Source organism: Flavobacterium aureirubrum (genome assembly GCF_038739835.1).
In the GTDB taxonomy this organism is placed as follows: Bacteria; Bacteroidota; Bacteroidia; order Flavobacteriales; family Flavobacteriaceae; genus Flavobacterium; species Flavobacterium aureirubrum.
The window spans coordinates 1-283 of record NZ_JBCGDO010000153.1 but is presented as its reverse complement, the minus strand read 5'-3'; the positions used below and the strand labels follow the sequence as shown (position 1 = coordinate 283).

The 283-nt window shown below is 39.6% G+C and carries 1 protein-coding gene; it reads right to left on the bottom strand.

Annotation, left to right across the window (positions count from 1 at the left end; genetic code table 11):
- Positions 1-283 (bottom strand): DNA topoisomerase (locus WFZ85_RS16320; protein WP_342697290.1); only part of this gene is annotated, 283 nt, incomplete at both ends.

Here is a 283-nt window from a genome sequence, read left to right as displayed (position 1 = left end):
CCTTCAAGGTAAACTTTTAGAAAACCTTCGAATTTGATAACTTCTCCAATGGCTTGAAAAATTTCGGAATGCTTGTCTGAGCTAATTTTTACGTTGGTTCTCTCTAATTCGGCATCGCTCATTTGTGAAGCCAATGTTCTTTTCCAAATTAAATCATATAAACGCGCTTGGTCTCTCTCGATGTTAACGGTATGACGCGACATATCGGTTGGACGAATGGCTTCGTGTGCTTCTTGTGCACCTTTACTTTTCGTGCTGAATGTTCTTGGTGTAGAATATTCTC